This is a genomic window from Pseudomaricurvus alkylphenolicus (genome assembly GCF_011683955.1).
Taxonomy (GTDB): Bacteria; Pseudomonadota; Gammaproteobacteria; order Pseudomonadales; family Cellvibrionaceae; genus Pseudomaricurvus; species Pseudomaricurvus alkylphenolicus.
On sequence record NZ_JAAQPI010000005.1, the window covers coordinates 176,087 to 196,606 of the forward strand.

Here is a 20,520-nt window from a genome sequence, read left to right on the forward strand (position 1 = left end):
TTTGCCCCTGATAAAAACGCAAACCCATCTATCACCTATACAGGACGCAGACATCATGAGCTACAACACCATTACATTCGAGATCGACGAAGGTGTGGCGGTTTTGACTCTGAATCGCCCGGATAAATTCAACAGCTTTAATACCGAGATGCATGAGGAAGTGCGTGATGCGCTGAAGGTGGCCCGTACCGATGATTCCATCCGTTGTTTACTGCTCACGGGTAACGGCCGAGCGTTCTGTGCCGGTCAGGACCTGGGTGATCGTAGTGTTGCTGCCGGAGAGGAGATGCCGGATCTCGGTGAGTCGGTTGAGAAGAACTATAACCCACTGATTCGTGCCATCAATAATCTGGATATGCCCGTGATTTGTGCGGTCAATGGTATTGCCGCCGGTGCCGGTTCCAGTGTTGCACTGGCCTGTGACATTGTTTTGGCAGCCCGTTCCGCCAGTTTCCTGCAGGCGTTCTGTAAAATTGGTGTGATCCCGGATTCCGGCAGTACCTGGATGTTGCCTCGCCTGGTGGGGATGGCCCGTGCCAAAGGTCTGGCCCTGTTGGGTGATAAGCTGCCCGCCGAGAAAGCCGAGGAGTGGGGTTTGATCTGGCAGTGTGTCGATGACGACAAGCTGCAGGAGGAGAGCCTGGCGATGGCCAAGCATTTTGCCACTCAACCGACCAAAGGCCTGTCTCTGATCAAGCGTGCGCTTAAGGCATCCACCGCTAACTCTCTCGATGAGCAGCTGGAGCTGGAAAAGGAGTTTATGCGTATCGCTGGTTGTACAGACGATTACCGCGAAGGTGTTGCTGCGTTTATGGAAAAGCGTCCGGCCAATTTTAAAGGGAAGTAACGTCCCGTCACATCTACAAATCGCGTGATCTGAATGGCGTTCCCTTGGGGGTGTTACTAACATTGGTCGCGCGATTGTCGATTCACTGAGTTTAGAAGTGAGGATCTTCCTATGGCAGTTCTGCCTCAGGACAAAATCGTCGCCGTGATCGGCGCTGGAACCATGGGCGCCGGCATTGCCCAGGTGGCCGCCAAAGCAGGCCACCAGGTATTACTGTTTGATGCGGTTGAAGGCGCGGCACAGGTAGGTATTGAGCGTACCGCCAAAGGTTTGGATAAATTGGTACAACGCAGCAAGATGAGCGAGCAAGATCGCGACGCTTTGATTTCCCGGCTGCAGCCCTGCAACAGTATAGAAGACCTGGCACCTGCCGGCCTGGTGATCGAGGCCATTGTGGAACGTTTGGACATCAAGCAGCAGGTGTTTTCCCGGCTGGAGGAACTTTGCGCGGACGACGTTATTCTTGCCACCAACACTTCGTCCATTTCGGTCACCAGCATTGGCGCAGCACTGCAACGCCCTGAGCGTTTGGTGGGGATGCACTTCTTTAACCCGGCACCGGTGATGAAGCTGGTTGAAGTGATCAGTGGCGTCGCAACTGATGCTGAGGTGGCTCAAACTGTGTTCGAAACGGCTGCCGGTTGGGGTAAATTGCCGGTGATGGCTCGTTCGACGCCTGGTTTTATTGTGAACCGAGTGGCTCGCCCGTATTACGCCGAAGGCCTGCGGGTTTTGCAGGAGGGTGGTGCTGACGTGGCAACCATTGATGCCATTGCCCGTGATTGTGGCGGTTTTCGTATGGGGCCGTTTGAGTTGATGGATCTGATCGGTCATGACGTTAACTACGCGGTAACGCGATCCGTGTTTGATGCTTATTTCCAGGATCCCCGTTTTACTCCATCACTGATTCAACAGGAGCTGACCAACGCCGGTTACCTTGGTCGTAAGAGTGGCCGGGGGTTTTACTCCTACGCCGAAGATGCGCCGAAGCCTGAAGTAATGACCGCCAGTTCCGGGCAAATGCCTGAGAAGATCCAGGTGCGTGGTAATCTCGGCGTTGCTGAGCCTCTGGTGGCATTGGCTCGGGAGCAGGGTATTGAGGTGGATCGCAGTAATCACCAGAAAGTAGGTTCCATACAGCTTGATGGGTTGTTGATTGCCCTCACTGACGGCCGTAGTGCCACTCAAATCAGTGCTGAGCAACAGCAGCCCAATGTGGTGCTGTTTGATTTGGCGCTCGATTTTGCCAGCTGCAACCGAATTGCATTGGCTAAGTCGGATCAGTGTAGTGCGGAGGCCTTTGATAAAGCTGTCGGTCTGTTCCAGGCTTTAGGCAAGCAGGTAACGGTCATTGATGATGTGCCCGGAATGGTGATGATGCGCACCGTTGCCATGCTCGCCAATGAGGGTGCGGATGCGGTTAACCAGCAGGTGTGTGATGCTGAGGCGGTGGATATCGCCATGCAGGCCGGCGTTAATTACCCCCGTGGGCCGCTGGCGTGGGCTGAAGCGATTGGCCTGGAGTGGGTGGTAAATACGCTGGAAAATCTTGCTGCTGGTTATGGCGAAGATCGCTACCGGGTGTCGCCGCTATTGCAACGCAAGGTATTTTCCGGCCAGGGTTTCGAATTCAACAACGCTTAATCAGTAGGGGTTCCAATTATGAGTGAATTACCGAACGATCCCCTGGCGCTGGCACAAGCCTGTGCCGAGGCGATGTACGAACGCGATATCGCGGCGCGTGAGTTGGGCATTGGCATTACCGCGGTGGGTCCGGGAGCGGCGGAACTGACCATGCGGGTTCGTCAGGATATGTTGAATGGCCATGGTATGTGCCACGGCGGATTTATTTTTGCCCTGGCGGATACGGCGTTTGCCTATGCTTGTAACAGCCGTAATAACAACACAGTGGCACAGGGTTGCAGCATTGATTATGTGGCGCCGGGTTTGCCTGATGCTTTGTTGACCGCGACTGCCGAAGAGCGTAATCAGGCCGGCCGTACTGGCGTTTACGATGTCACTGTCACGGACGATAAGGGGCAGGTGATCGCGCTGTTCCGGGGTAAATCCTATCGAATCAAAGGCGAGGTGTTGGGCTGAAGCTTTCCGTTCACCGAGCTAATAAAACCGTAGAGATAGCAAAAGGTAGAGATGATGACTGAATTAAAAGACGCGTTTATTTGTGACGCCATCCGCACTCCCATCGGCCGCTACGGTGGCGCGCTGTCGGCGGTTCGTGCCGATGATCTCGGCGCTGTGCCTCTGAAGGCGCTGCAGCAGCGCAACCCGGGTGTTGCCTGGGGTGAGGTGGATGATGTGATTTACGGTTGTGCCAATCAGGCGGGTGAGGACAACCGTAACGTTGCTCGTATGAGTTCTCTGTTGGCGGGTTTGCCGACGACCGTTCCCGGCACGACTGTGAACCGACTGTGTGGCAGTGGCATGGATGCGGTGGGTTACGCCGCTCGTGCGATTAAATCTGGCGAAACTGAGTTGATGATTGCCGGTGGTGTGGAGTCTATGTCGCGCGCGCCGATGGTGATGCCGAAGGCGGATACGGCGTTTAGCCGCAACGCCGAGATTTACGATACGACCATTGGCTGGCGTTTTGTGAATAAGGTGTTGAAGTCGCAGTATGGCATCGATTCTATGCCGGAGACGGCGGAGAATGTGGCGGCAGATTTTAATATTTCCCGCGCCGACCAGGATGCGTTTGCGTTGGTGAGCCAGCAGCGTGCGGGTAAAGCCCAGGCGGACGGTATTTTTGACGACGAGATTTGTTCCGTGACGATTCCACGTCGTAAGGGTGATCCTGTGGTTGTGTCCAAGGATGAGCATCCTCGGGCGGATACCACTATCGAAGCCCTGGCCAAATTGCGGGCGCCGTTCCGTGAGGATGGTTCGGTAACGGCGGGTAACGCTTCGGGGGTTAACGATGGGGCTTGTGCATTGTTGTTGGCGTCCAAGGATGCCGCCAGCAAGTATGGTCTGACGCCCAAGGCGCGTGTGGTGGCGATGGCGACCGCGGGTGTCGAGCCGCGCATCATGGGAATCGGGCCTGCGCCTGCAACTCAGAAGGTGTTGGAAAAAGCAGGCCTGAGCTTGTCCGATATGGATGTGATTGAGCTAAACGAGGCTTTTGCTGCACAAGGGCTGGCGGTTTTGCGTGAGCTTGGTTTGCCCGATGATGCCGCCCATGTTAATCCTAATGGCGGTGCAATTGCCCTTGGTCATCCGCTGGGGATGAGTGGTGCACGTTTGGTGACCACTGCAATGTATCAACTGCATCGTACTGGGGGGCGTTATGCGCTTTGTACCATGTGTATTGGTGTGGGGCAGGGGATCGCTTTGATTATCGAACGGGTTTGATCGTTTGATTTGAGCATCCGGGGATGTTGGGTCCTGTGCCTCAGCGGCGGTTGGGGGCAGCATTTTCGGAGCTGTCGGACGGCCCTCCGGGCTACCCTCAGTCACCAAAATGCCCGGCAAAAAACGCCGGTCATTTTGGCTCTTTCGGCGTTCCTCTTTAACGCTCCGAAAACACTGCCCCCAACCACCTTTAACACCGTGCCGTGCGGATTTGGGTGCCTTATCTAAAAAATAGCCGTGAACGCGGTTTTCCCTTGCTTGAACTCTGAACTTCGTATTTCGCTTCCTCGCTGGCAGGATTTCACCGCTGGCCATTTTTACCACGAACTGACAAAACCACCATACTACGAGTACTGCGGTGTTAAGGTGGTCGGGGGTTTCGTTTTCAGAGCATTAAAGAGGGCGCCGAAGGAGTAAATGAGACCGGCGCTTTTTGCCGGGCTCATTTGGGACTGAGGGAAGGCCGGAGGGCCGCCCGACAGCTCTGAAAACGGAACCCCCGACCGCCGCTGTGGCACCTAACCCGACGCCCCATCCCTCCCAACCTGAGGTCCTGTGGCACTCAAGTTGATGGCCGTTCCTCCTAGGGGGGAAGCGATACATTAACCAGAAGAAACCTGAAAGCAATAAATCGCTTTTAAGAATCCTCCAATCTAGAGCAAAAGATTATTAAAACATCAATACTACCCTCATACATACCCATGAAGTGATACACAAATATTGATTTATTAAAAATAAAGCGTATCATTACAGTCCGTTGGGTGATGAGCATCAAACAGACAAAAACGGACACTTTACCGAGAAGCCTGAAATGACAGCTAAAGATCAAACCACCGATATCTCCGCCCTGGAAGGAAAGTTCCAGCAGCGCATTGACGCCGAGCAGAAGATTGAACCCAAGGACTGGATGCCGGAGAAATACCGCAAGACACTGATTCGCCAGATCTCCCAGCATGCCCACTCCGAAGTGATCGGCATGCAGCCCGAGGGTAACTGGATCACCCGTGCCCCCAGCCTGCGCCGCAAGGCAGTGCTGCTGGCCAAGGTTCAGGATGAAGCCGGTCACGGCCTCTACCTGTACAGCGCGGCCGAGACCTTGGGTGTGTCCCGCGCTGAGCTGATCGAAGCTCTGCAGAACGGCACGGCCAAGTATTCCTCGATCTTTAACTATCCCACCCAGACCTGGGGCGACATCGGCGCCATCGGTTGGTTGGTGGATGGCGCGGCCATCTGTAATCAGGTTTCCCTGCAGCGTACCTCCTACGGTCCTTATTCACGCGGCATGATCCGTATCTGTAAGGAGGAGAGTTTCCACCAGCGTCAGGGTTACCAGATCATGATGGAGCTGGCCAAGGGCTCGCCGGAGCAAAAGGCCATGGCTCAGGATTCTTTGAATCGCTTTTACTGGCCCGCGCTGATGATGTTTGGTCCACACGATGCGGAGTCCGCTCACTCTTCGCAGAATATGGAGTGGAAGATCAAACGCGAAACCAACGATGATCTGCGTCAGAAGTTTGTTGATCAGACTGTTCCCCAGATCGAGTACCTTGGTCTGGAGCATCCGGACAAGGATCTGAAGTGGAACGAGGAGCGCGGTCACTACGATTTTGGCGAGTTGAATTGGGAAGAGTTTATCGCGGTGATCAATGGTAATGGCCACTGCAACCGTCAGCGCATTCAGCACCACATTCGTGCCCATGAGGAAGGCGCCTGGGTACGCGATGCCCAGAACGCATTTGAACAGAAACGCAAAGCCCGCAAGGCGCAGTCCGCTGCTTAACGGCAGACGACAGGAGAGAAAAAATGACTTTGGAAAACCTCGAACTGTTTGAAGTATTTGTCCGTTCCGCCCGCGGTCTGGATCACAAGCACGTGGGCAGTCTGCATGCTGTGGACGCCGAGCATGCGCTGGAGTATGCCCGCGATTGTTACACCCGCCGTAGCGAAGGTCTGAGCATTTGGGTGGTTAAGTCTCGCGATATTACTGCCTCTCAGGAAGACGACAGCGACAGCTTCTTCGATCCTTCTGACGACAAGCCTTACCGTCACGCCACTTATTACCCGCTTCCCAAAGAAGTGGGCAATATGTAATCAGGCTTGGTATCGGGAGATAGAGCAATGAGTGATCTGAAACAGGACACGATTAACTACACGGTGCGACTGGGCGACGACGCCCTGATCCTCGGTCACCGTATTTCTGAATGGGTGAGTAATGGCCCATTCCTGGAAGAAGACATTGCCCTGGGCAATGTCTCTCTGGACTTTATTGGCCGCGCGCGCATGTTCTACACCTATGCAGCGGACCTGTCCGGTGAAGGCAAAACTGAAGACCATTTTGCCTATATGCGTAATGAGCGCGAGTTCCAGAACTACTTGATCAACGAACTGCCTCGCGGCGATTTTGCTTACACCATCGCGCGTCAGCTGTTTGTGGATACCTACAATCATTACTTCTTGACGGCGCTGACCAAATCCAGCGACGAAAACCTGGCTGCCATTGCCGCCAAGGCCGTTAAGGAGACCAAATACCATTTGCGCCGCAGCACCGACTGGACTTTGCGTCTGGGTGACGGTACGGAAGAGAGCCACAAGCGCATGCAGGCCGGTATCGATGATGTCTGGGGTTACACCAAAGAGTTGTTCGAGCACGATGAGCTGGAGCAACGTTTGATCGACGCCGGTATCGCCGTTGACGCCACCCGGTTTAAAGACCAGTGGTTGGCAGATATCGCTGCGGTGATCAAGGAAGCCACTCTGGAAATGCCTGATGGCGAGTGGGCGGTACGCGGCGGACGTGAGGGTTACCACACCGAGAATCTCGGTCATATTCTCACCGAATTGCAGTATTTGCACCGCTGCTACCCCAATAGCGAGTGGTGATCTGATGGAGCGCATTCCAACCTTGTCTGAGGAGCAGTACCAGCACCAGCTGTTGCGCATCAACTCTGAGTGCGAGGATCTCTGGAGTCTGCTGGACAACGTTAAGGATCCGGAGATTCCGGTGTTGTCGCTGTGGGATATGGGCATTCTGCGCGATGTGCAGCGTCAAGGCGAGAAGGTGGTGGTTACCATTACTCCCACCTATTCTGGCTGCCCGGCAATGGATGTAATGCGTGAAGATATCGAATTGGCTCTGCAGGCAGAAGGCATTGATCAGTTCCAGGTGGTGACCAAACTGGCACCGGCATGGACCACGGACTGGATGACGGAGAAGGGGCGCGAGCAATTGCGCGGCTATGGCATTGCGCCACCCGACGACGCTCCGGACAGCGCCAACCGCGAGACTCCCGCGGACGGCGTTCTGTGCCCCCACTGCAAGTCTGACCACACGCGGCGTGTGAGCGAGTTCGGCTCCACGGCCTGCAAGGCGCTGTTTCAGTGCGACGATTGTGGTGAGCCGTTTGATTATTTTAAACATATTTAAAAATAGATAGGTGGCATTATGCCCGAGACCAAGTTTCACAAACTGACGATTGCCGATGTTCAGCCGGAGACCGATAGCGCCGTTTGCATCAGCTTTGCCGTACCAGAGGCTTTGGAACAGACTTTTGCCTTTAAGCAGGGCCAGTATCTGACGTTGCGCGCGACGATTGATGGTGAAGAGGTGCGCCGTTCTTATTCTATTTGTTCCGGCGTTAACGACGGCCACTTGCGCGTGGGTATCAAGCGTGTGAAGGATGGAGTCTTCTCCAACTACGCCAATGACAACTTTAAGGCGGGCACCGAAGTTGAGGTGATGCCGCCGCAGGGTAAGTTCTACACCGAACTGGATCCTGCCAACGCCAAACGCTATATGTGCCTGGCGGTGGGCAGTGGCATTACTCCGATTCTGTCGATCATCAAGTCCGTGTTGAGTATTGAGCCAGATAGCCAGGTCACTTTGATTTACGGCAATACCCGCAGTAATACGGTAATGTTCAAGGAAGAGTTGAGCTTCCTTAAGAACCGTTATCTGGACCGCCTGCACTGGGTTAATATCATGAGCAAGGAAGACCAGGGCGCGGATTTGCTCAGCGGTCGTATTGATAACAAGAAGGGCTATATGCTGCAGAAGCAAAAGCTGATTGATATCAATAATACCGACGATGCGTTTATCTGTGGTCCTGAGTCGATGATGTCTGAGGTGTCCCGCGGTTTTCGTATCGAAGGCTTGAAGGAAGAACAGATACACTACGAGCTGTTTGCCAGTTCCTCCGAAGATTCCGAAGCCCGCTTGAAAAAGGCCCAGCAGCGTGTGCACGAGTACGGTGAGGAGAAGACTTCTGCGGTCACCGTTAAGGCCGACGGGCGCGCCATTGAGTTTGATCTGGCAACCGTGGGTGAGAATATTCTCGATGCCGGTATGCGTAATGGTATGGAGCTGCCGTACTCCTGTAAGGCCGGTGTTTGCTCCACCTGTAAGGCCAAGCTGGTAGAAGGCCAGGTGGATATGGATATCTCTCACGGTCTGGAGCAGGAAGAAATTGACGCAGGCTACGTGCTTTGCTGTCAGGCCCACCCCATTACTGACAAGGTGGTGGTGGACTTTGATCAACGCTGAGTTATAGCGTTGGTTTGACCGTTCGGCATTAGGGGGCTGAGCGGTTTGTTCTCTTGTCAAATTCTGCAATCTGAATAGAAGCTCTCTTGGAGTTTCACGTTTCGCACTATAGCCGCGGTCAGGCAGGTCCTGATTGCGGCTTTTTTTTGAATGTCTCCAGCAGGATGCGATACAAAAACACGCAAATGTCAATCATTTCGAGTGTCTATTGACAGACCCCGGAATAAGTACCACCATCAGGGTACTGGTGCGACAAAAATCAAAGCCACCCACCACAATCGGATAGCCTATGGTCATTAGTAGTCCCTCCAGCAAAATGCCCGCCAAGGAGCAGTTTGACTCGTTTCTGAGCGCCGTTAACGACACCTTTAGTCCGGTAACCTGCGAGCGTGCAGGCGGCTCTGTAGAGAGCTTTGGTGGCCATCTGGAGGCCAGTCGGCTGGAGAGCATGCATTTGGCCCAGGTCCACAGCGCTCCTATTGACGTATTTCGTCGCAAGGCCCATATCGCTGAGGTAAGTGACGATTTCTATCTTGTTAAATTCCAGGTGGAAGGGCAGGGTTTCTTCTCCCAAAGGGGGCGTGAGGCCGAGCTGGTGCCAGGGGATTTTGTGCTGGCCAGTACCACTGAACCTTATGAATTGCACTTTCCCAAGCACTACCGCCAGGCGGTTCTGGCCATTCCCCACTCAATTCTCAACCAGCAACTGCGTAATCCAGAGCAGTATCTTGGACAGCGTATGGCGGCGGATCAGGGCAGCAATGGGTTATTGAGCCAGTTTGTATTGTCCCTGCTGCAGCGGATCGACGGCTTTGAGCCGGCGTTAGCCCAGCGTCTGGAGGCCAATATCCTGGATCTGCTGGTGACATCGCTCAGCTTCAGCACGCCCACACAGCGCCTGGAGCGTGATTCCCGCGTGGAGCATATCTACCGGGTTAAGAATTTTATCTATAAGCATCTGGCGGACCCACAGCTAACGCCGGATATGATCGCCCAGTCCCAGGGCATCAGCACCCGTTATCTGCACATGCTGTTCAAGCCTGAGGGGCTGTCGGTGGGCCGCTATATTCAGCTGCAGCGCCTGGAGGGCTGTAAGGGCAATCTGGAAAATCCGGAGATGAACTCCTTCAGCGCTACCGAGATCGCCTTCCGGTGGGGGTTTAATGATGCTTCTCACTTCGGGCGATGCTTTAAAGCACAATATGGTGTGACCCCCAGCCAATATCGCAAGCGCGCTCAGGGTTGAGTTTGATCTGACGCCAACGTGCCAGTAAAATCGCTCTCTATCGACGATTTGATGGGGAGCTGTCCCAATTCATGGCCAGACTGAAAAGCATTGACAATCTGCTGACGGAATTTCAGCAACAACGTCCTATTCGAGGGGGTTCCCTGATTGTCAGTGTCTTTGGTGATTCCATCTCCCAGCACGGCGGCTCCGTCTGGTTGGGGAGCCTTATTGATGCTCTGGAGCCCTTTGGGCTGAACCAGCGTCTGGTGCGTACCTCCGTTTACCGTCTTATCCAGGAAAACTGGCTCGCTTCCAATCAGATTGGTCGCCGTAGCTACTATAGTTTTACCGACCATGGTTTGCGCCAGTATCAAAAGACCGCCCGTCGTATTTATGCCTCATCCCGCAGCGAGTGGGATGGTCAGTGGACTCTGGTGATTCCCGCCTATGTGGAAGACGAGCGCGACGAGCTGCGCAAGGAGCTGCGTTGGTTGGGTTACGGAGCACTGGCCACAGGGATCCTGGCCCGCCCCGGTGCAGATCGCCGTTCATTGGATGAAACCCTGCAGGAACTGGGGGTGGTGGACAAGGTGGTGGTGATGAACGCGCACACCGAAGAGGTCGCCTCCCAAAAGGTATTGAGGGAGCTGTCTCAGAGCTGCTGGAATCTGAATGAGCTGGAGGAGCGCTATAACGCGTTTCTGGAACGTTATCGACCCGTTCTCAAGGCGGTGAGCAAATCCAAACAGCTGGAGCCGGACCAGTGTTTTCAGCTTCGCACCCTCCTGATCCACGACTATCGCCGCATTCTGTTGAAGGATACGGACCTGCCGGATGCACTTTTGCCCAGTGACTGGGCAGGACGCGCGGCACTGAATCTGACCGCCAATATCTATAAATCCACCTATCGTGGTGCCGAGCAGTTCCTGCTGGAGCATATGGAAACCGCGGACGGCCGCCTGCCTTCGGCGGATGCCAGCTTCTACCAGCGTTTCGGTGGGTTGGAATAATCCAGGCCTTCGACCGTTCTTTTGCGCGATGCCGCAAAACTTATGCGATCTACCAGCAGTGGTTATTCAGGCTTCCATTGTTGTTGCTATAGTTTCATATTATTGACCGTGTCCTCTGAGAAGAACCCCGAGGTATGGCAGAAGAATACCTGAATTTGCCTTATACCGACTTAAGTCGCTTTGACTTGAAGTCCGGTCAGAAATCCATCCACCACACCCACGGCGACGGGGCAGGTGATGAGATTCTGTTCCAGTTTCAGCCGGGTATGATGGTCCGGATCTTGGATCTTCACGATGTCGCAGCCGGGGAGGATTCTCTGCGTATGCCCGGCGGCAAAGTCATGATCGTGTGCAAGCTGGAGGGGGATTCCACGCTTAGCAGGGCCGATGAAGAGGAAATGGCTCTACATGCCGGTAGCTTGTGGGTGTGCTATAGCGATCATGACTTGGATATCGTGGAGACTTCCGACGGTCAGGGGCGTTATTTACTGGTGATGCTGGTGTGTGAACCTGAGGTGTTTACCCAGGAACCGTTTGATTTGGACATCGTTCAATTACCGGAAAGTCTGCAACGTGCGATCGCAGGCGAAGAGTCAGTGGCAGAGCGATATTCCATCAGCTCCGGACTGGCGCGATCATTGCGGAACCTGCTGGAGGGCTTGGGGCACTCCGTGTGGAACCGGGCTTTTCTGCAGGCCAAAACGGTGGAAATTGCCTGCGTCGCTGTACGCAATATCCTCGACGAAGAGTTGCAAAAACAGCGTGCTCATATTTCTGCACGAGAAATAAAAATTATCAATCGGGCGGCCCAGGTATTGCAGGAACAGTGGCAGCGACCTCCGTCACTGGATGACTTGGTCAAATTGTTGGGGATAGGGAAAAGTCGCCTGACCTGCTGCTTCAAGATGATTCATGGATGCACCATTGGCGGCTTCATTCTAAATGTCAAAATGCTGCATGCCCAGGCATTATTGGCAGAAGGCCAATTGAATATCACCCAGGTTGCCCTGGAAGTGGGTTATGAGCACGCCAGCAATTTTGCGTCGGCCTTTAAGCGTCATACGGGCATGACCCCCAAACTCTATCAAAAGAGTGTTCTTAATCTTCTGCCTAATCACTGAAACTACACAATACCGCATAAGTTCTGCGTAATTTCGCATCAATTTTAGATCTCCCACTTTGGTAATCTGAATGGGTTCTCGGTTTTTGAGATCTGCAAACTGAGGGACACATACCATAAATAGAAACTAAAGAGAGTGGAGAGTATCTGTGACCAAGAGTTCACTTAATACGGCAGTCAGTGTATTGGCTGCAGCCGTTTCCCTGTCGGTTCATACTAATGCATCCGAACAAATCCATGCCCTGGAAGAAATAGTCGTAACTGCAGAAAAGCGTAGCGAAAGTATTCAGGACGTCGGCTTGGCTATATCTGCATTTGGAGGTGAGCAGCTTAGGGAATTGGGTGTTAACGACCTGACGGACCTGCCCAAGTCTATTCCCAATGTCGATCTTTATGATGCCTATGGTGGTGGCATGTTGCCGGTTTGGGAGATCCGGGGCGTCGGCCTGCGGGATTTTAACGCCAATAATACGCCTGCCTCTGCAGTCTATGTGGATGAGGTGTATCAGGTTTCCTCCGCGCAAGGCTCAAAGTCACTTTTTGATATCGAACGCATCGAGGTTCTGAAAGGTCCGCAGGGCGGTCTCTATGGACGTAATACCAGTGGTGGTGCAGTTTTGTTGCATACCAATCGCCCCAATCTGGATGAGTTCTCGGGCGATATTCAGTTGTCTTACGGTAAATACGATCGCACGGAAATCAAAGCCGCTGTTAACCTGCCGCTGAACGAAATGGCTGCATTAAGACTGTCAGCTCAGAAGGTCGACAGTGATGATAAGTGGCAAACCAGCCTTTCAGCAAGTAACGACCACGGTGAAGAGGATGTCCAGAATTTTCGTGCCCAATTACTGCTTGCGCCAAATGACGATCTTGAGGTCCTGATCAAAGCCGAGAATAACGAGAATAATTCCGAGGTGTCGTTGGTACGCGCAGTACCCACCTTTGCGGCAGGTGGAGCCTTCGGCGGCCCTTGCGGTGCCTTTATAAGTGGCTCGTCTGATCTAAGTCAATGCTTCTTTGCCAACGGCATTTCCGCTTCGGCGTTGGACAATGACGAAGATGAAGTGATCGGTGATACTGACAGCGTTATGGACAACAAAGCACAGGACTACCTGATTCATATCACCATGAATTTGGAGGGTATGGTTTTTAACGCTATCTCCAGTTACACCGATTTCGACTATGGGCTCCGTTATGACTGGACCGGCTTGCCCGGCGACTGGGTAAAGTATTCCTCTGATAACAATATCGAAGTGTTCTCTCAAGAATTTCGTCTCAGTTCCGATGAAGGTGAAAGGTTAACCTGGGTCGCAGGTATCTCCTATTCGGAGGATTCCTACACCGAAGCGCGACAGTTACTGGCGGAAGATGTATTCGGCCCGGTGGGCGCTTCTATTCCGTTGAACTACGTGCAGGACACTGAAACCTTCTCTGTCTACGGTCAGGCGGATTACTACCTGACGGATTCCGTAAAACTGATTGGCTCACTGCGTTACACCGACGAAGAGAAACAGCTCAATGTCAAAACAGAAGATCTGTTTGCTATTGGATTTCCGACCGGAAGACTGCCGGAGTACGACCTGGATGTGACTTCCGGGAAATTGAGCCTGGAGTGGATTCCCAGCGAAGATATGTTGATTTACACCAGTTTTTCCAAGGGATTTAAAGCTGGCGGCTACTTTGGTGGTTTTCCGACGACGCCCAATGCCATTACTCAGTATGACGAAGAAATAAACTATGCCTACGAACTGGGTTTTAAATCAGAGTGGCTGGATAACACACTGCGGGTAAATGGCGCCGTGTTCTACTACGACTACCGTGACGGGCAGGCCAGCGGCAACTTCGGCCGTGCCGTGACCACTCTGGGTGTGGTGGATGATCTTCGTCTGGTGAATATCGGTGACTACGAGTATAGCGGCGCTGAGCTGGAAGTGACATGGTCGCCAGTTGCCGGGTTGACTCTGCAAGCCGGGGCCGGCTACCTGACTTCTGAAATTGTCGATGCTCATGTTCAATCCGCCGATGGTGTTACTGGCGAGCTGATCGATCTGGAAGGCCGCGAGCTGAGTAATGTGCCCGAGTGGACATACAATTTACTGGCCCGGTATGAGATGCAGCTGGCCGATCAGCTCAGTCTGGCTGTCCAGTTGGACTATAGCTTTACCGATGAAAAAGCCACGGAGATATCCAGCAGTGCGGCAGCCAAACAGTTCTTCGCACTGGACCAGCAGAAGACAGCCAACGCACGGATCAGCCTTTTATCAGATGAAGGCTGGCAATTGAATGGTTTCGTGAGAAATCTGACAGACGAACGCTTTCAGACGGTCAGGAGCTTCGACGCGGTCATCGGGTTTTCTGAAATCTGGAACGCACCAAGAAGCTGGGGTTTTGAGGCAAGCTATTCCTGGTAATCCGATCTTATGAGGTGTGGCCCGGCATCAAGCATCATTGGTGCCGGGCCGCGGAATTTTCGAAACTATGAGGTTTGTTGTGAAAAAAATCTATATCGGAGTGGCTGCCATAGCATTGGCAGGAGTAACGGGTCTATACGCAAAAGACAAGGTGGACAGAGTGAATTTCGCATCAACGTTGTTTACCGGGGAGGAGCAGTACGAGAAGTTTCATCGCATTCGGGACTTTATGCCGGTCAGTACTATGAAAGCGCCAGAAGAGGCCTTTCAATTCAAGGAAGGTAAACCCATCGACTTACCGAAGAACTTTCAGTTTGAGGGGCGCACGGTAGATGCAACGCGTTTTCTTGAAGAAACTGATACCAGTGGTTTGCTGGTGATCAAGGATGGTGAGGTTCGATACGAAAATTATTGGCTGACCGGAGGCCGAGAGGTCAAATGGCTGTCCATGTCAGTGGCCAAAAGTGTAATCGCAACAGCGATTGGTATTGCGGTTGATGAGCGGCTTATTGATATTGAAAAAACCATGACCCACTATGTGCCATCGTTAAAAGGTTCTGCGTACGATGGTGTCAGGGTTAAGGACGTTCTGCAAATGTCATCAGGGGCAGCCTGGAGTGAAGATTACAGCAACCCGGAATCCGATGTGTTGCGTATGGGCAAGATTATGGCACTGGGCGGTTCCCTCGACGAATTTGTAGAGGGTATGACGCGAGAATGGACGCCGGGAACCCGCAACCGCTATAACTCCGGGGACACTCAAGCGCTGGGTATGCTGTTAACCGAGGCGACCGGAAAAAGCATTACCCGCTATCTGCAAGAAAAAATCTGGCAGCCCCTGGGCATGGAGTCGGATGCCCACTGGATTGTGGATGACCACAATATGGAGATGGCATTTGGTGGCTTGAATGCAACGGCTCGTGATTACGCCAAAATTGGGGAGCTGTACCGGTTAAAAGGGCAGTGGCAGGGCAAGCAGCTGGTGTCAGAGTCCTGGGTGAACGAAGCCACCACCCCAGACGCACCTCATATTATGCCGGGAGTGCACAAGGAATTCCCCGTTGGTTATGGCTACCAGTGGTGGGTTCCCGAGTCCAGAGAGAACGAGTATACGGCCATTGGGGTTTACAATCAGTTCGTGTTTGTGAACCCTGAGCGTGGGTTGGTGATCGTCAAGTTGTCGGCCAATTCCAACTATGGCACCACCAACGATGAAGCCTCAAATCGTGAGCTGGAGACTATTGAGTTCTTTAGAGAAGTAGGACGAGGTTTTAAGGGCTGACCGGTGAGGGCAGCCCCACCATTGGAGTCAGAACCATGAGTTCTGACTCCTCCGCACAACAGCGCTCACTAATCCCAGTTATATCGGAAACTGATCCCAGCCCAGCGGGGACGGCCGTAGTTCGCTGATCGACTCATCGACATAAATGGGGCGTCCAGGGCAAATGCCGACACTCGATACTCCTTATCAGAGACATTCTCCACAAATGCCGTAACGGACCATTTGTCATCGACCTTATAGCTGGCACGGATGTTTGTCAGGGTATAGGCCTCTTCCTCCAACGCGGGCTGATTTAGAATATCAAAGAACGCCTCTGATTGATAATTGGTCTCAAGTTGAATCGCAGCAGTTCCGTCTAAGAGATCCCATGAGTATCGAACCAATGCGGCACCGGTAAGTGCAGGAATTTTGGTGGGTTCGCGATCAACGGTACCACTACTCAACTGAACATCAAATACGGTAGCATCGACATAAGCAGCACTGAGCACAATGTCCCAGCCTTCAGCCGGAAACAACAGCAACTCGGCATCAATGCCCGACATTTCCGCATCCTGATTAAAGACGTTCTGAGCTATTCCGGGAATCAGCTGGTAGGCCTGATAATCGGTGTAGTCGTAGTAATACACTGATCCGTTAAAACGTGCGATACCGCCGAGTTCCGATTTGATGCCCAGTTCATAGGCGTTGAGCACTTCCGGATCAAATGTATAGAAGTCATCCACGTACTGGACCGGTGGCAGAGGATGGTTAAAGCCACCGCCTTTAACTCCGCGGTTCCAGCTCAGGTATATCAGATTATCTTCGTTGGGTTTCCAGTCGAGCTCGACCTTAGCAGTGACCAACCCATCGCTCTCGGCGCCTTCAAAGGTGGCGGCATTTGGTACCAGGGTAACCCGATTGTCTCCATTGGTTCCGTCGAGGTAGGCCTGAACACTGTTGCTGAAGCTGACTTCCTTGTCGTCATCGGTGTAGCGGGCACCCACGATTAAAGTCAATGTTTCGGACAGATCCAATTCAGTTTGACCAAACAGCGCCCAGGTCTTGGTCTCCTGGTCGGCGATGGGATTACCTCCGATCATGTAGGGCGTATCCGGTGAAAAACCCACATATTGTTCATAGCGACCGTCAATTTCCAGGTAATAGGCTCCCACCATCCAACGCCCTTCATCCCAGCTGCCATCGATACGCAATTCCTGTGACCATTGATCGGCTTCGGTGTCGTTGCCATAGTGCATCTGACCGACACCGCCGGATCCGGTCGCCGTCATAGTCAGAGGATCGAAAGCCGGAATATTGTTGGTTGATGATCGATCAGGCCCGCCATCGGTATCACCGATAAACTCCTTATCCATGGTCTGTGCGTTGGTAACCGACACGAAATTAAAATTCTCGAACTCCCAGGTCAATGTGGCCGTCAGTCCCTTATGCTCGGTGAAGTAACCTCCCTTGGCATCCCAGGCCCCCTCAAACGGATCGCCGTCTCTGTCTTGATAACCGAAGTTGTCCGGTCCCACTGGAGCATTTATCGGCAAACCGTCTGATCCTGGCATAACGTTTCCATCCCACTGCCAATAGAAGGGCGTAGGTGTTTCAAATCGGCCACCGTGGGCGTTTAAAAGCAGATTGCCGGAGCCCCCCAAGTCGAAAGCCAGCTGGGCGCGCAGTGCCCAGGTTTCCTTTTCACCGCCGTCTTTGCCGGAGTTATTCTTGATCCATGCAGCATTCTCCTCCCATAGGCCGGAGAGTCTGGCTCGAATACCGTCAGTCAATGGGGCGCCAACTGCGCCTTCATAACGTCTGGACTGTTCCGAACCCAAACCGACATCAAGATAGGCTTCAAATTCTTCGCTCGGCCGTTTGGTGATAAAGTGCAAAAGCCCACCGGTGGCGTTTCGCCCGAACAAGGTGCCTTGCGGTCCGCGCAGCACTTCGACTCGATCAATGTCAAACATGGCGAAGCCCGTCGCCGGGTTTTGGCTGATGTAGACTTCATCAACATAAACCGCTACCGGCGATTCCTGGTGATCTGCAAAATCACTTTGATTCACACCTCGAATGCTAAATGAGTATCCCGAGTCGCCTGTGGTTTGGTTGTATTGAACACCGGGCGTCATCGCTACTACGTCGGTGGTTTGGGTAAACCCGAGTTCTTTGATCTGATCTCCGGTGAAGGCGCTAATGGCAATGCCCACGTCTTGAGTGGACTGTTCGCGCTTTTGTGCGGTGACAACAACCTCTTCGATTACAGCGGCAGATGACTCCGTCGTGCTGATAATCAAAGCTGTCGCCAGCAGAGATTTGGTTGTCCAGGTTTGACCTTGTCTCATGGCTCTCTCCTCAAAAATGTTTGGCTGAGAAAATCGTTATTGTTTATCGCTCGGATGATTCGGATAAGTTGCCAAGCGAGTTTTTGTAGAATATACAAAAAATATATTTTGATCAAATTATTTGTAAGGTATACAAAAATGAGGCGTGAGAACAGGGGTTCTTGTTTCGCACTTAACCCTTTGAATTAAATGGGGAATTTTAGTTATGGAGAGAGTGTTTTTATCGAGAAATAAACAGGGCTAGTTATATTCCAAATTCAACTAGCCGTTCTAGAGCCTAATGAACAGGCAAGGATGGGAGTCTTTGTGGCTCCAGGGTGTGTATCTTGAGAGTGACTCAGAGGGCTTCGTGAATTACCTTGTCAAACATGGACTTGATTTCTTTCTCAAGTCCCTTGAATCTTGCCGGGTGGGGTTTTCCCTCGCCGAGGAAGCGCTGAGCATTGTCCATCAAAACCGAAATGATTGCGGCAAGACGATAGCTGCGATTACGTTTAATGTTAGGGTTGATCTGACGGATAATCGTGGCCACATTATCGGTGTACCACTCCACCCAGGCTTCGTGGTATTGCTTGGTGATAGGGTTACGAGCCCCCCAAGCTTGAGTTTCCCAGATGATAACATCATTTTCATATTCCTTAATGATGCTCATATGGGTGTCGAACAGGCGCTCAAGAACGCGCTCGGGCGGTTCTTTGCCCATGTAGTCAAAGGCTCCCTCCATGATCGACGTCTTGTACATATCGAGATACTCTTTTTGTAGCTCGACGATCAAGTCATCAATGGTGGAAAAGTAATACTGAAAATGACTGGCGGAGATGCCTGCTTGTTTGGCCACACGAGTCATCGTGATGGCACTGTAACCTTCCTCAATCAGCAGCTCCTGCGCTGCTTCAATGATAAGCTCCCTGCGCAGTTTACTCTTTGGAGATTTTGCCCCCCGAGGGGTTGATTTGGTCAAGCTGCCTCCCGTTATCACTTTTGATCTTTTCAACTCTGCTGCTGTAATCGTAATGATCCTCAGAAGCGCAGTGAAACTCTGTAACCTGGTGACGATTATAGGGTGTGACGGGAAGCAAGTGAACTCCTTTTGACCGGTGTTTTTTGCAGGCTTGCTCGTCAGTAGCCCACGGAGCGTGTTATCTTGGGTATATCGGCAAAGGTGGTCTGGTAGACGGTTCGAGCACGGCTCTCATCATAACCAAACAGCGCTGCCAGCTCTTGTTGGTTTTTAAAGTCAAACAGAAATGACAGCTGTATCGGGGCGGATTTTTCGTTCCAGGCAACCAGATAGAGGTCATCGGATACTTTAAAGGAATGGAATCGTTCGGTGTCTGCGACACCCTGTGAGGTACCTTTGTGGCAGAGCCAGGTGACATAATTGTCATTCAGGTAAATATGCTCATAGACCGCTGCTTCATTGGGATAGACGACGGTAAAGCGGCTGCCGATCAGGTCTTTCGCTGACGGGAAGGGTTGTTGACTGCTTGAGTTACCTGCCTCCAGGATAGGCCCCTGAATCGGGAAGAGGTCCATGGTTCCCTCAGGCTGCTCAATCAGGTAACGTCCAAGAAAACCTGCTGCCCAACCGCGATTGTGGTCGATCACTAGCGCTACAGACTCGCTGGTTCGGGGTTGGGCCATAATAAATACAATGCCAGGGCGTATATCGAATGCCTGATAGGAGACCGTTCCCCGTCGACCGGCGATCTCTCCGGTTAGTACTTCCCAGGTCATCTTATCCTCTTCAGCGTGAAACTGGTGTTGCATACGAAATTCACCATGTTGGAAATCCACAGTAAGCGTTTTTCCATACAATGAACGGCTGCTTTGCATGCTGCTATCGCGAAAGTTGCCTGTATTTTTAAGAAACAGTCGACCCGCCTGAGCCGGAGTCATGACTTCTTGCGTCAAGCTGTCTGCTGTGGGTGCTCCGTGGCAGAGTACAGCGAGTAAAAGGCTTAAAACGCTCCACAGAAATCGATACTGAAATACAAATTTAGTCATGACGCCACCTCCCGGGTTATTGATTGCCTGCAGATCATTGCGCTGACGCGCATAACAAACGGCACGTTTTGTAATTTATACAAAAAATAGCATCAAATCAATAAGTTTGTATAAAATACAAAAATATGGTTTCATGAAAATAATTGGGGGTAGTGCGGGCTTTGGCGGAAAAGTGCCATAACCGGCCATTGGTTGGTGTACTGTTCGTGCGTTAGATGGATCGTGGCGGGCCGCTGCGAAGGGAGCCGTTTTCTTTTATAGTTCGGGAACGGTCCGCTTCGGGGTGCATCCATCTGGAACACGCTCGAGCCGTCCATGGTCGCTAATAGTTCCGCCACAGCCCAGGCTGCCCTCTCTTCGAGCTTTGCTCGAATTCACC

Annotated in this window: 17 protein-coding genes; 14 read left to right on the top strand and 3 right to left on the bottom strand. The window is 52.5% G+C overall.

The features are described 5' to 3' along the window. The first annotated feature begins 55 nt into the window (after window positions 1-55). The 14 genes from paaG (at window position 56) to HBA55_RS15020 (ending at window position 15,807) form a co-directional block, all read left to right on the top strand. Window positions 56-847, top strand: a complete 792-nt coding sequence (paaG, locus tag HBA55_RS14955) for a 2-(1,2-epoxy-1,2-dihydrophenyl)acetyl-CoA isomerase PaaG (RefSeq protein ID WP_166992912.1) — start codon at window positions 56-58, stop codon at window positions 845-847. 111 nt (window positions 848-958) lie between these two features. Then, window positions 959-2,491, top strand: a complete 1,533-nt coding sequence (paaH, locus tag HBA55_RS14960; RefSeq protein WP_166992915.1) for a 3-hydroxyacyl-CoA dehydrogenase PaaH — start codon at window positions 959-961, stop codon at window positions 2,489-2,491. Window positions 2,492-2,509: 18 nt separating this feature from the next. Further along, entirely contained in the window at window positions 2,510-2,947 is a 438-nt protein-coding gene (gene paaI, locus HBA55_RS14965; protein ID WP_166992918.1) for a hydroxyphenylacetyl-CoA thioesterase PaaI, read from the top strand. A gap of 51 nt (window positions 2,948-2,998) precedes the next feature. Then, entirely contained in the window at window positions 2,999-4,216 is a 1,218-nt protein-coding gene (gene pcaF, locus HBA55_RS14970) for a 3-oxoadipyl-CoA thiolase (protein WP_277345609.1), read from the top strand. 811 nt (window positions 4,217-5,027) lie between these two features. Next, window positions 5,028-5,996 carry a 1,2-phenylacetyl-CoA epoxidase subunit PaaA gene (paaA, locus tag HBA55_RS14975; protein WP_166992921.1) on the top strand — a complete coding sequence of 323 codons (969 nt, stop codon included), beginning with the start codon at window positions 5,028-5,030 and terminating at the stop codon, window positions 5,994-5,996. 23 nt (window positions 5,997-6,019) lie between these two features. Then, entirely contained in the window at window positions 6,020-6,307 is a 288-nt protein-coding gene (gene paaB, locus HBA55_RS14980) for a 1,2-phenylacetyl-CoA epoxidase subunit PaaB (protein ID WP_166992924.1), read from the top strand. A 27-nt stretch (window positions 6,308-6,334) separates the two neighbouring features. Further along, entirely contained in the window at window positions 6,335-7,096 is a 762-nt protein-coding gene (gene paaC / locus HBA55_RS14985) for a 1,2-phenylacetyl-CoA epoxidase subunit PaaC (RefSeq protein WP_166992927.1), read from the top strand. A 4-nt stretch (window positions 7,097-7,100) separates the two neighbouring features. Then, on the top strand, window positions 7,101-7,640 hold the full coding sequence (paaD, locus tag HBA55_RS14990) for a 1,2-phenylacetyl-CoA epoxidase subunit PaaD (protein WP_166992930.1): 540 nt from the start codon (window positions 7,101-7,103) through the stop codon (window positions 7,638-7,640). Window positions 7,641-7,658: 18 nt separating this feature from the next. Beyond that, window positions 7,659-8,756 (top strand): 1,2-phenylacetyl-CoA epoxidase subunit PaaE, encoded by a 1,098-nt coding sequence (gene paaE / locus HBA55_RS14995; RefSeq protein WP_166992933.1) that lies wholly within the window; start codon window positions 7,659-7,661, stop codon window positions 8,754-8,756. Window positions 8,757-9,045: 289 nt separating this feature from the next. Next, the gene (locus tag HBA55_RS15000) at window positions 9,046-10,002 is read left to right on the top strand and encodes an AraC-like ligand-binding domain-containing protein (RefSeq protein WP_166992937.1); all 957 of its coding nucleotides are present in this window, start codon (window positions 9,046-9,048) and stop codon (window positions 10,000-10,002) included. A gap of 71 nt (window positions 10,003-10,073) precedes the next feature. Further along, window positions 10,074-10,994, top strand: a complete 921-nt coding sequence (gene paaX / locus HBA55_RS15005) for a phenylacetic acid degradation operon negative regulatory protein PaaX (protein WP_166992940.1) — start codon at window positions 10,074-10,076, stop codon at window positions 10,992-10,994. Between the two features lie 134 nt (window positions 10,995-11,128). Further along, the gene (locus tag HBA55_RS15010; RefSeq protein ID WP_166992943.1) at window positions 11,129-12,115 is read left to right on the top strand and encodes a helix-turn-helix transcriptional regulator; all 987 of its coding nucleotides are present in this window, start codon (window positions 11,129-11,131) and stop codon (window positions 12,113-12,115) included. A 148-nt stretch (window positions 12,116-12,263) separates the two neighbouring features. Beyond that, entirely contained in the window at window positions 12,264-14,525 is a 2,262-nt protein-coding gene (locus HBA55_RS15015) for a TonB-dependent receptor domain-containing protein (protein WP_166992946.1), read from the top strand. A 79-nt stretch (window positions 14,526-14,604) separates the two neighbouring features. Further along, window positions 14,605-15,807, top strand: coding sequence for a serine hydrolase domain-containing protein (locus HBA55_RS15020; protein ID WP_338109415.1), 1,203 nt, complete (start codon window positions 14,605-14,607; stop codon window positions 15,805-15,807). A gap of 68 nt (window positions 15,808-15,875) precedes the next feature. Here the strand turns inward: HBA55_RS15020 and HBA55_RS15025 are convergent, their stop codons facing one another. From HBA55_RS15025 to HBA55_RS15035, 3 genes are all read right to left on the bottom strand, one after another. After that, window positions 15,876-18,134, bottom strand: a complete 2,259-nt coding sequence (locus HBA55_RS15025) for a TonB-dependent receptor (RefSeq protein ID WP_166992952.1) — start codon at window positions 18,132-18,134, stop codon at window positions 15,876-15,878. Window positions 18,135-18,471: 337 nt separating this feature from the next. Further along, a complete protein-coding gene (locus tag HBA55_RS15030) occupies window positions 18,472-19,095 on the bottom strand; it encodes a TetR/AcrR family transcriptional regulator (protein ID WP_166992955.1) in 624 nt (207 codons plus the stop codon). Window positions 19,096-19,253: 158 nt separating this feature from the next. Continuing rightward, entirely contained in the window at window positions 19,254-20,141 is an 888-nt protein-coding gene (locus tag HBA55_RS15035) for a MoaF C-terminal domain-containing protein (protein ID WP_166992958.1), read from the bottom strand. Window positions 20,142-20,520: the final 379 nt, after the last annotated feature.

Coding starts and splice junctions, on each gene's coding strand:
- paaG (WP_166992912.1), top strand. CDS start 56: ATGAGCTACAACACCATTACATTCGAGATCGACGAAGGTGTGGCGGTT.
- paaH (WP_166992915.1), top strand. CDS start 959: ATGGCAGTTCTGCCTCAGGACAAAATCGTCGCCGTGATCGGCGCTGGA.
- paaI (WP_166992918.1), top strand. CDS start 2,510: ATGAGTGAATTACCGAACGATCCCCTGGCGCTGGCACAAGCCTGTGCC.
- pcaF (WP_277345609.1), top strand. CDS start 2,999: ATGATGACTGAATTAAAAGACGCGTTTATTTGTGACGCCATCCGCACT.
- paaA (WP_166992921.1), top strand. CDS start 5,028: ATGACAGCTAAAGATCAAACCACCGATATCTCCGCCCTGGAAGGAAAG.
- paaB (WP_166992924.1), top strand. CDS start 6,020: ATGACTTTGGAAAACCTCGAACTGTTTGAAGTATTTGTCCGTTCCGCC.
- paaC (WP_166992927.1), top strand. CDS start 6,335: ATGAGTGATCTGAAACAGGACACGATTAACTACACGGTGCGACTGGGC.
- paaD (WP_166992930.1), top strand. CDS start 7,101: ATGGAGCGCATTCCAACCTTGTCTGAGGAGCAGTACCAGCACCAGCTG.
- paaE (WP_166992933.1), top strand. CDS start 7,659: ATGCCCGAGACCAAGTTTCACAAACTGACGATTGCCGATGTTCAGCCG.
- HBA55_RS15000 (WP_166992937.1), top strand. CDS start 9,046: ATGGTCATTAGTAGTCCCTCCAGCAAAATGCCCGCCAAGGAGCAGTTT.
- paaX (WP_166992940.1), top strand. CDS start 10,074: ATGGCCAGACTGAAAAGCATTGACAATCTGCTGACGGAATTTCAGCAA.
- HBA55_RS15010 (WP_166992943.1), top strand. CDS start 11,129: ATGGCAGAAGAATACCTGAATTTGCCTTATACCGACTTAAGTCGCTTT.
- HBA55_RS15025 (WP_166992952.1), bottom strand. CDS start 18,134: ATGAGACAAGGTCAAACCTGGACAACCAAATCTCTGCTGGCGACAGCT.
- HBA55_RS15035 (WP_166992958.1), bottom strand. CDS start 20,141: ATGACTAAATTTGTATTTCAGTATCGATTTCTGTGGAGCGTTTTAAGC.